We start from the raw sequence: 11,442 nt of genomic DNA on the forward strand, positions 1-11,442 counted from the left end.
GGTGCGGTTCGAGAAACTGAACATCAAGAACATGACCCGCTCGGCCAGGGGCACCGTGGCACAACCCGGCAGGATGGTCGCACAGAAGGCCGGGCTGAACCGGGCGATCCTCGCCCAGGGCTGGGGCCTGCTGCGCCAACGCACCGGGCACAAGGCCCCGGGCCGCATCGAGGACGTCCCCGCGCCCTACACCTCACTGCGGTGCTCCGCCTGCGGTTGGATTGATAAGAACTCGCGCAAGAACCAAGCCGAGTTCGTCTGCTCCTCCTGCGCCTTCACCTGCAACGCCGATACCAACGCAGCAGTCAATGTCGCGGCAGGACAGGGCGGGATCCCCCGCCCCCGGCGAACAGCCGGTGCCGGAGGGGTGACAACGGCCACCGGCCGTTCGAACACCCGTGAACCCCAACCCGCACGGGCTGGAATCCCCCTCTTTAAAGAGGGGGAGGATGTCAAGATCGCTGCGCGGACCTGTCGCCGCACCGGAGGCGGCCTCACGCGCGTCGAGTGGAAGGAGTACATCCCGGAACTGCCCTACCGCGGCATCTGCTAACCGGTCCTGAACCACGCTGCCGCCGTACCCCGGGCCGGGAACCGGTCTGTGGCTTCCCCGGCCGCCGCTGCGCCGGCATGTCCACCGACCTCGACGTTCACCGGCCGACAGACAGGAATGACGCTCCGTCAGGTGCCGACCCGTCTCGGCCGTCCTCGGCCGTCCTTGGCTGTGGCCGATGACGGCGGTGGTCGTGCAGACCGACGCAGCGTTCTCGTGTCCGACGGGATCGACGAAGTGGAGTCGATACGGGGACCGCTGACTTCGGCACGGTCGAGGTGGTGGTGAGAGGCCGGACGGCCGAGGCGGCATGGCCTGAGCAGGGCGTTTACGTTCGGGCATATGCCCGGGGCCAGGGCGTGTCTCCTTGATCACTGACTCGTTGTTCTGCGGACGGGCCGTCGGGCCCGCCCCACCTGCCTTCCAGCACGACGCCGGGCCCGGCGTTGCGGAACTCCCACCGCGCGCCGAGCCGGCGCTGTTGGCAGGCAGGGGGGATTCAGCTGCCGGAGAGGAAGTCATGAACGACAAGCGCGATCAGTTCGCGGATCTGACGACGGTGAGGATGTGCTTCCGCGACGAGGGCGACCCGCAGGGGGAGCCGCTGCTGCTGATCATGGGACTCAGCTCGCAGCTGATCCACTGGCCGCAGGAGATCGTCGACGCGCTCGGCGAGCGGGGCTACCGGGTGATTCGCCCCGACAACCGCGACAGCGGTCTGACGGAGTGGAAGACCACACCGAGCCAGTACTACCTGAGGGCCCTTGCGCGTGACACGGTCGAGCTCCTCGACCACCTCGGCATCGAGCAGGCGCACATCGTCGGCGCCTCGATGGGCGGAATGATCGCCCAACTGCTCGCGATCGAGCACACGGATCGCGTGCTCAGCCTGTGCTCGATCATGAGCACGCCGCACATCAGCATCGGCATGGCCGACGGCGATGTGCTGCAGGAGCTGACCAAGCCGCTGCCACCCGGTCGCGAGGACGCGATCAAGCAGATCGCCGGCCTGTACGCGACCATCGGCTCGAAGACCTATGCGGACAGCGAGAGCGAGCGCCGCCTCGCGCTGGCGACGCAGGCATACGACCGCGCGCAGCACCCCGAGGGCGGAACACGCCAGGTGACCGCGGCCTTGATCGCGCCCAACCGCACGAAGGGACTCAAGGAATTGAGGCTCCCGGCGCTGGTGATCCACGGTGGCGAAGATCCGCTGATCAAAATCGCCGGCGGCGAGGCCACCCACGCCGCGATCGCCGACTCCACCTACCTGCCGCTCGAGGCAATGGGCCACGACCTGCCCGCGCCGCTCCACGACCAGATCGTCGCGAGCATCGCCAAGAACGCGCGCGGGTGACAAGCCGCTCCTGATCCTCAAGCCCTGGCAGGACGCCGCCCCATGGCTTCGTCCTCGCCGCCAGGACACGGGTGAGGCCCGAGTTGCCGACCGGCAACTCGGGCCTCACCCGCGTCGAGGGCCTGCAGTCGCCCGGCGAGACGGGCTGCTGCAGCAACTGACCAAGCGGCTACGGGAGTCCGCCCTTGAGGGCGGGATCACCGACCACCTGCTGTACGTTCGGCCCGATCTCCCACGGGGCCGGGTCGCATCCACGGTGCACGCGGCCCTGGCGAATGCTCCATGACCCAGCACCGCCTTTCGCGGCGTTGACGCCGCTGCCCCCGAGGCCGAGACGAGAACGACGGCTCGGTGATGACCACGGCGTACCTGATCGCCTCCGACGGCCGGGAGGCCGACCTGACGCCGTGGGGGGACGCCGGCTGCCGAATGCGGCCCGTGCCACCCCGGCAACGACGCGCACCGACCGGGTGAAGAACCTCGACGAGGCCGGTGACCGGCGCCGGCGGCAACCACACAGCACACCGCCCACCCGCAGCCTTGTGCAACAACCTTCGGGTCTGTTGCACAAACGGCTCACTCTGTGCGGACTCCCGGTGTCCTCGGCTTCGGCGATCGGCCGACCGGATGAAGTTGTCCCCCGCGCTGTCGGCACGGCGCCGAGCAGCGGAACGTGCGCGGTTCGCGTTCTTACGATGCCGCCAGGAGCGCCCCGCGACTAGGGCCCGTGCGAGTCGGCCCCGTGCGATGCGGGCTTCTTCGACTCGGCTTCTTCGACTCCAGAAATGGCGGAATGCATGAGACCGATGATCTGTGGCCGGCTCCGGACCTGGTCCGCCGCTGGTGCGACACTCGTGGTTCTGGCGGGGGCGGCAGCCGCCGGCCCTCCGGCGGCGGCGCACGGCGATGACCTGGGGCCCGCCATCGAGGCGATCATGCACAAGCCCGGTTACGAGCACGCGCAGTGGGGCGTACTGGAGACGGACCCGGAGAGCGGCCGGGTGATCCACTCCCAGTTCGCGAACCAGTTCTTCGTCCCCGGCTCGACGGTCAAGCTGGTCACCATCTCGACCGCCTGGCACACCCTCGGCCCGAACCACCGCTTCACCACTCCCGTGATGGCGACCGGCACCCGCACTGGGTCGACGCTGCACGGGAACCTGGCGCTGGTCGCCCAGGGCGACCTGACCATGGGCGGGCGCACCAAGCCCGACGGCTCGGTGGACTACACCGACATCGACCACACCGAGGCCGAACTCCCCGGCGCGACCCTCACCCCCGAGAACCCGCTCGCCGGCATCGATCAGATCGCCCGGCAGATCCGCGACGCCGGCATCACCAGGGTCGACGGCAACGTCATCATCGACCCCCGCCTGTTCAACCTTCCGGATCTGAGCCCGCAGCCCACCCCGCTGATCCTCAACGACAACCTGATCGACCTGCTGACGACCCCGACCACGCCCGGGCGGCCGGCAAAGCTGTTCTGGCGCCCGCAGGTCTCGCCGTACCACGTCACCTCCAGCGTCCGGACGGTCTCCAGCGGCGGGACCACCTCCGTCAACGTGACCACCACGCCCGACGGCACTCAGATCCACCTCTCCGGCACCATCGCCGCCGGTTCGCAGCCACTGCTGCGGGTCTCCGACATCCAGGACCCGAACGCCTTCGGCCGCACCGCGCTGATCGAGGCCTTGGGCCGCGTCGGCGTCACCGTCACCGCGCCGCCCACCGGCGCCAACCCGCAGAACCAGCTGCCCGCCTCCTACCGCAACGACCCCCGCGTCGCCGCGTACGTCTCCCCGCCGTACAGCCAGTACGCCAAGCTGATCCTCAAGGTCAGCCACAACCTCGGCGCCAACCTGGCCCTGTGCAACATGGCCGTCGCACGCGGCAGCAAGAACTGCTTCGACGCGTTCCCGATCGAGCACGACTTCCTCACCGACGTCGCGCAGATCGACCCGAAGCAGTTCCAGCTCGCGGACGGGCGTGGCGGTGTGCCGGCCGAGCGGGTCACCCCGAAGGGCCTCGTCGAGCTCCTCACCTACTGGCTGCACACCCCCGACGCCAAGGCCTTCCGGAGGCTGCTGCCGATCCTCGGCGTCGACGGCTCGAACGGGATCTCCTGCACCACGAACTGCCCGGCCAAGGGCAAGGTCTTCGCCAAGCCCGGCACCATTCTCGGTGACGACAAGCTGAATCAGCAGCTCGCGGCCTCGGCCCAGAACGAGGCCGGCTACCTGAAGACCGACGACGGCCGCCTGCTGACCTTCTTCGTCGGCGTCAACGGCGCCTCCAGCCCCGATCTGCAGAGCTTCCTCAGCATCTTCAACGACGTCAACCAGATCACCGCCCTCCTCCAGGAGCAGGCCTCGGCACACAAATAGCGCCGCCAAAACCGCCGCACGACCGCCCGGAGTACAGGGGAGGGGTCCGGTTCGAAAATGAGGCGACCCCCGTGCCGTGGACACTCCGGCGGTCGGTACGGGGGTCGGGCGGTGGCCCCGGCCGGGCAGTACGGCGCCGAGGGGTGTGGCGACGCGTTGGATGTCGGCTGCGGGCACGGGCTGTTGGCACGGAAGTTCGCCGGGCGGGTGACGGCCGCCGCCGGAGATCCCCCGCCGGAGGCCGGCCGGCGATTTGTCTGCCGGTCGCCGCGGGCCCGCCGTCGTACGAGTCCCCGGACCGGTCGGCCCCGCAGTGCTCCGGCCACTGCCCGCGGCAGCCGGGCTGAAGGCCTGCCGGCCCGACAGCGGTGCAACCGCCCCGGTGGGGCGGTTGCACCGCTGCCGGCGGACCGCACATCGGCCGGGCCGCGGCGCGAGACCGTCGCCTCGGTCGTATATCGGTCCGCCGAACAGTGCTGTGCCCGCGGCGCCTGCTGCTGCGGAGCCGGGGGTCAGCTGGTGAAGGTGAACCAGTTGATGTTGGTGAAGTCCGAACTGCTGCCCGCGAAGACCAGGTAGACGTCGTGGACCCCGGTGGCGGAGGCGGCCATGTTCGTGGGAACGGTCTGCCAGTTCTGCCAGCCGCCGTTGTTGGCGAAGTCGATCTCGGCGATCTTCGTGCCGGTGGTGCTGTCGAGCCGCACCTGGACGGCACCGCTGACACCGGCGGCCGCGCCCGACGCCAGCCGGGCCTTGAACTGGTTCGGGGAGACCGAACCGAAGTCGACGGAGGAGAACTTCAGCCAGTCGCCGTTCGCGATGTACCCCACGTCGCTGCCGCCGCCGGTGTCGGAGCAGCTCTCGGTGGTGGTCCCGCTCTGCGCCGAGTAGGACTCGGCCTGGATGGTGCTGTAGGCGCTGACGGTGCCCGAGCCGCCCCCCGATCCTCCGCCGGAGCCGCTGCCGGCGCCCAGGGTGATGCTCCACGAGGTGGGCGCCCCGTCCTGGATGTGCCCGTCGACGGGGGCCGCGCCGGTGGGGCCGACGTCGTCGTAGGGGAAGGCGTAGCCGATGCTGGCGTACTTGTGGACGAGCCGTGCGTAGTGGTTGGTGATCGAGTCCTGGTAGTACTGGGAGGGGGTCACGCCGTCGGGGTTGTTGTTCCCGCCCGGGACCAGGAGCGAGCTGCGGTTGAGCGCGGCGGCGAGCCGGGCGGCGATCGCCCCGCGGGCGTCCCCGCCGGAGTTGTAGAGGGGACCGGACGCGCAGCCGAAGATGTCGATGGCGCTCGGCTTGGTGAACGGCACGCCGTTGGTGTTGAGACCGGAGAAGACGATGGCGTTGCCGGAGACGGTGCCGGTGTAGGAACCGATGCTGCCCTGGCCGTTGATGGTCAGCGGGGTGGAGGCGTAGTGGCTCCAGACCCGGTTCAGGTAGTCGTTCCAGTAGGTGCCGAAGTCCACCGGCGAGTGCGAGGGCGCCATGACGCGCAGCACCGCACCGGAGGAGTCGGTGACCACCAGCCTGTCCCAGGGAGCTCCGTCGGAGGCGTGCTGGGTCTGCAGGCCGGAGGCGATGGAGGCGAGGGCGCCGGCGGGCAGCGGACTGACCGACTGGGTGCCTCCGCTGCCGGTGCTGGCCATCGAGACCGGCAGCGCGACCATGTCGACGTAGGAGATGTTGGCGTAGAGGTTGGCGCTGTTGAAGGTGAACTCGCAGAACGTCCAGTTGGTGGCCCAGTTGGGGTCGGAGCTGACCAGGGCGGGCTGCACCACGCCGGGCGGAGAGCCCGGGTTGACGAAGAACTGGAGCTTCTGGCCGACCGAGAACCAGACGCGGCCGCCGATGATGTAGTCGGTCAGGGTGATGGTCCTGGCGGCCGAACCGGAGGCGCCCAGCGCGATCGAGTAGTCGGCGATGGGGGTCACCGGCGACGACGGGTTGGGCAGCCGGTTCAGTGCGCCGTTCGCCGAGACGAACACCGGCCAGCCGCTGCTGTCGGTGCCGGACATGTAGGCGTAGACGGTGTCGTGGCCGGAGTTGTTCGCCAGATTCACGGGGAGCGAGACTCCCGCTGCCGCAGCGGTGGAAGCCAATGGCGAGAGCGGTGAGAACGGGCTGAGTGCAGCCGTACCGGTGAGGACACCGGCCGCGGTCAGGAAGGAACGTCGGGAAACCACAGGGGCCCTCCCGGAGGGGGTGACGATCCGTCAGCAAGGTGACGGTCGGGGGGAGTTGGTTCATGCGCGGTTCTGTGCGGGGGTGACGTTATTGGACTGGACCAATACAGTCAAGGTTGCGGAACCATTACCTCCACGTAACGGCGCCCGCACCTCGCCGGGAACCCCCGCGCCCGAAGTGCAACGACCACTCGGCTCGCGCCGGCCCGGGTGAGGTATGGATCTCCCTCGCCGGTGCCCGGCCCCCCCGACGGGGTCCAGGGCCCAGGTCCGGGGCCCGGTTCGGCGGCGTAACGGTGGATCGTCAGGGGGCCCGAGCCCGGCCGGCGGGCGACGGCGGACAGGTGGGCGGGGCCGGGGCGCACGCTGCGAGCAGCCGGCTGCGAGGAGCCCGGGCCGTGGTGCCGGAGCCTGACACCACCGCGCTGTCCGACCCGGGCTTCGTCTCGATGCGTCCGAGGTCACGGGAGATCCCGATGCCGACCGCCTTGAGGAGTGCCTCTTTGCGTGTCCAGCACTTCTGTACCGCGGTCTGCCGGTCGATTCCCGGCGCCAGGGCGTTCACCGGGACATCGGCCCTCAACTGCCCAGCCCGGGTGGCGATCCGGTGATCACGGGCAACCGCGAGGACGTAGCCGACCCGGCGGTCCTCCAGTGCGCCCGCAACCGCGGGTTGCCTCCGTAGACCTCGTCTCCGGTCACCCAGGATGCACGCACCCCGGCGTCCAGGGTGCGGCCGATCATGCAGACGGCGGGAGCAGGCCTCGTGGCGAAGACGGCCTCTCCGGGTATCCCGGCGACCCGACAGCGGACCTCGTCCAAGGTCCAGGAGCGCGGCACATGCAGTTCCCGGTCGATCGCTGCATGTCCGCGGGACGGGGGCGAGCAGACGAGGCAGACGGCGACCCGGCTGGTCTCGATGCGTCCGGCAGTTCCGGTGTACTGGCGCTGCGCGCCGACCTCGGCGATGCCCTTCTCCGCATCGCCGGTCTCATCCACCACCAGCACGACGTCGTCATCGAGCATCGCTTCTGACCCGGGAGCCAGGAGGTCCAGGGCTTCCATCAGTTGCCGTATCTGCGTGGGTTGCCTCCTGTCCATGATCAGCATGAGGAGGTCCGTGGCCAGTTGGTGTCGCCCTGACATGTAGAGCTCGTCGATCAGGACGGCGATGTCGTCTGTCGGGCGGTTGTCTGCGGCCTGGGCCAGTACGGTCCAGGCGCGTCCGTCCCGCAGGACGTGCAGGAGGGGGATGAGATGTCCGACGCTCCGCTGCTGTGTGTGGGCGAAGACCGTCTCGGCGTCGGTTTGCAGGCCGTGGTCGGTCAGTGAGCGGATGAGCTCGGCGACGTCTGCTGCGGAGCGGATGGAGGCGGCTTCGGTCTGGAGGACATCGGCGTACCGGCCCAGGCATGCCTGGCGCAGGGTGATGCTCAGGGTCACCAGGTCGGCCAGGGGTCGTTGGGCGGCCGCAGTGGCCATGGCGGTTGCGACTGTGGTGTCGAGTTCGGTGTCGGTCAGTGTGAGCGCGACGAAGACCAGGTCGTGCAGTGGCCGGACCACCGCTGCTGCTTGCAGCAGGCTTTCGGCGTGCTGGGGAAGCCCGCAGCGGTGCAGGGCGATGGCGAGCGCGGCCATGTTCTCGGGCTGGTGGAATTTCACCGATGCCTGGACGAGGATTAAGACGTACTCCTCGAGCCCTTCGCGGGTCAGCTCACGTGCAAGCGCGCTGGTGTCGTCGATGGAGCGCACCATGACCATGGCCGGCAATGCGGTCTGTGCGTGGGCGTCGAAGCCTGCCTGCCTCAGGGCTGACAGGAGTCCGACTACTTCTTCGATTGTGCGTGACTGGCTTGCCGCTCTTACCAGTTCGCTTGCCATGGCCTGGCGGGTGCGCAGTTCCAGGTCGCTCACCGCGCGTACGAGCTCGGGCACGGATGATCTGCGGTCGGCTTCTTCCAGCATGGCCATGATCGATGGGCTGTCGTTGTCCTCGTCGCCGTCCGAGCCGAGTTCTTGAACGGTGTCGAGTTGGATCTCCAGGCGGTGGCACCGGTCTTCGGCGGCGATCAGCTCCGCGCGGGCCACTGCGAGTGACTCCTGCAGGTAGATGACCTGTTCCTGCAGGTCTCCGCATTCCTCTTGCAGCCGGGTGTACTCCCCCTGCCAGACCTCCAGTTCGGTGCGGTGGGTGAGCTGTTGCCCTTCGAGGTTGGTCTCGAGGTTGCGGACTCGGCCCCGTACGTGCTCCAGCCGGCTCTCCCGGTCCCGCAGGGCTTCCTCGAGTGCCCGTTGGCGGGTGGTGATCCGACGGGTTTCGTCGTCGGCTTCGGCCAGTTTGTCCTGCAGGGCCTGGGCCTTGCTGCTGGGCTGGTGGGACTTCAGCGCCTGACGGTGCAGGTCCCTGAGGGCTTCCTCGGCTTCGGGGGTGAGGGGGCGCTGTGCATCCTGTACATCCGCGATCACCCCTGCGACGAAGTCCCACGGCGGGACCCGTTGACCATTGAGGTAGCGAGTGACGGTACCAGCGTCGAGAAAGCGGCGCGCAGCGTAACGGCGGACGCCGATACCCAGGGCGAGAAAGACTTGCCGCAGGTCCTCCGCCAGCGCGCGTTTTTCCGGAGCCAGATCATCTTTGAGATCCGCCAGGCGCACCTGGGGGCGGACCATCGAGGTGACCGCCGGCTGTGCCTGTTTGGGCACCTGTCCGTTGTGCATTGGGTCAGTATCACCGAGCGGCAACTCCCCTATCAGCTATGCAGTGTTGCCACTTGGAACGGCAACAGCAACGTCGTGCTGCCGTTGCGGATGGCAACGCTCGCAAGGGCTTTCTGCGCGGTCGCGTGGCCTGCGGATGGGTCACCATCGCATCGCAGGGCGCACCTGCCTCAGCAATGGACCAGAAGGAACCGCGATGACCACGCTTCAGAAGAACCGACGTTCGTCTGCCTCCCGGGCGGCGTTCTGGCGCCGTCTGGGCCGACAGGCTGCCCTTGGTGCGGCTGGCGCGGCCGGGTCGGGGATGGTCAGCCTGACGGTGTGGTGGCTGACGTCCCGCTGAGAGGGGCGGCCGTGACAGCGCCGTGAAAGACGTACGCCCGCTTCCCGTACCTCGTCGCCACAGCCCGAAAGCTCTTGAGCGCCAGGACGGGTCGCTCCACCGCCTCTGCCAACGGCCTTCGGCAGATGCCCTTCCAGACGAGGCCACTCGCGGTCAGACAGATCGCCCCTCCCCACGCGGAACAGAACGATGGAGCGGAAGCTTCGGTCACCGACCCATCAGACAGGCTCTAGCGGCGCCGGTTGTTGATCGCGTCGACCTCGCGGAGGAACGCCAGGGTTTGGTCGGCGCCGAGTTCACCAGCGTCCGATGGTCCGATCAGGCGGTGCGGCGGGGCCTCCACGCGTGGGTCCGGGCCGCGTACGAGGGAGATCCCTATGCTCACAAACGATCAAGGAGGTCGGATGCGGGAGAAGACCGGTCGCAGGATCCGGGGCGCCCTGCTCGCCGCGCTCGTCGCGTGCGGCTCCGACAAGCCCGCCCCGGCGGACGCGCCGTCGTCGCCCGAGGTGAGTTCGAGCCCGCCCTCACCAACGTCGACGACGGCCGCGCCCGTTAGGTCGCCTGGGTCGACACCGAAGGGCACCGGGGAGCCGTACGTTCCGCCTCCACCGCCTCCACCGACGGCAAGCAAGGGCGATGCCGGCCGCCCGAGTTCCGCCCCGAGCTTTTCGCCTGCGCCCTCGGTGCCCGACGAGCCTCCAGTTACGCCCGAGCCTGCCGGCACGTGAGCGAGCCGCCCCTGGATGACCCGGCCCAGGACCCGGAGGCGACGCGGCGCCAGCCGGCGGCCGACCCGTACCGCCCCACCGCTCTCCTCAAGACGATCGTCGCGCAAGGGACTTTCATCGCCGCGCTCCTGTTTTATCTGGGCGCGATGTACACCAGCACGTTTTACGCGTACTTCCATATCTCCCTCAGCACGCTCCACCTGGGCTTCGGCGAGTTGGTGACCCAGAGCCTGCAACTGCTGAAGCTCGAGGTCCTAGTCGCCGCCGGGATCATCGTGCTGGTCGTGACTGCGCCCTCGTTGCGATCCCCGACCCGGTCGCCAGGCGGCGCGGCGCCACGCGTTATCGCCAATGCCGAGGCCGTGGCGGCCCGTCTCTCCGTGCCTGTTGTGGTCGTCGGCGTGGTGCTGCTTGCCCTGTGGACCGACATCCAGCCGTACGGCTGGACCGCCCCCCTCGTCATCGCGGCAGGACTCCTCCTGAGTCAGTGCAGGGACTCCCGGGGGAGAAGACCGGTGGGATTCCGCCGCAGGGCGCTCCCGGTCTTCGCCGCCGGGGCCTTTCTCTTCTGGACGCTCACCCAGGTCACCGTGCGGACAGCCGAACGGGACGCCGAATCCCGCGCCCGCCATGTCACCGAATGGACCGGGGTGATCGTCCTCAGCAGCCGTCCCCTGGCGTTTCCGTCCGATGAGGTCACGCAGGAAGTCCTTCCGGGCAGCGTGCTCAACCGCTACCGCTACACCGGCTTGCGGCTGCTCCTTGAGCGTGACGGCCGGTACTACGTCGTCCCCCGGGGATGGAACGTGCACAAGGATGCGATGTACGTCATCCAGGAGAGCGAGACCACCTGGATTGCTCTGACACCCGGCACTCAGCCCCGTGGCTAGGACGTCATTTCATCTGGTGATGCGGCGGTGGCATGTGAGGGTTGCCGCGATGGAGGTGAAGGCGAGGAGGTGCTCGGGCTTGCGTTCGTGGCGGCGGTGAAGGCGTCGGCATCCCGAGAGCCAGGAGACAGTGCGTTCGACGACCCAGCGGTGCCGGTCCAGCCGACGTGAGGACTCGACGCCCTTGCGGGCTGTCAACGGCCACTGAGATGCCCAGGTGGGTGGCCGTTGGATGACCAGGCTGGTGGCCATCAGAAACCCAGGTGTGTGGCCAGTGGTGTTCCTG

7 protein-coding genes and 2 pseudogenes are annotated in these 11,442 nt (G+C 68.8%); 4 read left to right on the plus strand and 5 right to left on the minus strand.

All coding sequences use genetic code 11. The features are described 5' to 3' along the window. From ACFYR3_RS45020 to dacB, 3 genes are all read left to right on the plus strand, one after another. Window positions 1–553: zinc ribbon domain-containing protein (locus ACFYR3_RS45020; RefSeq protein ID WP_389288173.1), on the plus strand; the 553-nt coding region annotated here is incomplete at its 5' end. Window positions 554–1,073: 520 nt separating this feature from the next. Continuing rightward, complete coding sequence (locus tag ACFYR3_RS45025) at window positions 1,074–1,910, plus strand: alpha/beta hydrolase (protein WP_355857266.1); 837 nt, start codon at window positions 1,074–1,076, stop codon at window positions 1,908–1,910. Between the two features lie 854 nt (window positions 1,911–2,764). Continuing rightward, window positions 2,765–4,294 carry a D-alanyl-D-alanine carboxypeptidase/D-alanyl-D-alanine-endopeptidase gene (gene dacB / locus ACFYR3_RS45030; protein ID WP_355857263.1) on the plus strand — a complete coding sequence of 510 codons (1,530 nt, stop codon included), beginning with the start codon at window positions 2,765–2,767 and terminating at the stop codon, window positions 4,292–4,294. 512 nt (window positions 4,295–4,806) lie between these two features. Here the strand turns inward: dacB and ACFYR3_RS45035 are convergent. The 4 genes and pseudogenes from ACFYR3_RS45035 to ACFYR3_RS45050 all read right to left on the minus strand — a co-directional run bounded on the left by ACFYR3_RS45035 (window position 4,807) and on the right by ACFYR3_RS45050 (window position 9,920). Beyond that, window positions 4,807–6,474 (minus strand): beta-1,3-glucanase family protein, encoded by a 1,668-nt coding sequence (locus tag ACFYR3_RS45035; RefSeq protein WP_389288176.1) that lies wholly within the window; start codon window positions 6,472–6,474, stop codon window positions 4,807–4,809. Window positions 6,475–6,778: 304 nt separating this feature from the next. Next, on the minus strand, window positions 6,779–7,039 hold the full coding sequence (locus ACFYR3_RS45040) for a 4'-phosphopantetheinyl transferase superfamily protein (RefSeq protein WP_355857272.1): 261 nt from the start codon (window positions 7,037–7,039) through the stop codon (window positions 6,779–6,781). A 3-nt stretch (window positions 7,040–7,042) separates the two neighbouring features. Then, window positions 7,043–7,506 (minus strand): annotated as a pseudogene (locus ACFYR3_RS45045) (transposase); the annotation flags it as partial. A gap of 2,258 nt (window positions 7,507–9,764) precedes the next feature. Next, window positions 9,765–9,920 (minus strand): hypothetical protein, encoded by a 156-nt coding sequence (locus tag ACFYR3_RS45050; protein WP_356785239.1) that lies wholly within the window; start codon window positions 9,918–9,920, stop codon window positions 9,765–9,767. A gap of 342 nt (window positions 9,921–10,262) precedes the next feature. Between ACFYR3_RS45050 and ACFYR3_RS45055 the strand changes: the two genes are divergently transcribed. Then, window positions 10,263–11,156 carry a hypothetical protein gene (locus ACFYR3_RS45055; RefSeq protein ID WP_355857242.1) on the plus strand — a complete coding sequence of 298 codons (894 nt, stop codon included), beginning with the start codon at window positions 10,263–10,265 and terminating at the stop codon, window positions 11,154–11,156. A 9-nt stretch (window positions 11,157–11,165) separates the two neighbouring features. On the opposite strand, the pseudogene ACFYR3_RS45060 reads toward ACFYR3_RS45055, so the two are convergent. Then, window positions 11,166–11,442, minus strand: a pseudogene (locus ACFYR3_RS45060) (hypothetical protein); the annotation flags it as partial.

The sequence above is a fragment of the Streptomyces sp. NPDC005784 genome, from assembly GCF_042871525.1.
Classification (GTDB): domain Bacteria; phylum Actinomycetota; class Actinomycetes; order Streptomycetales; family Streptomycetaceae; genus Streptomyces.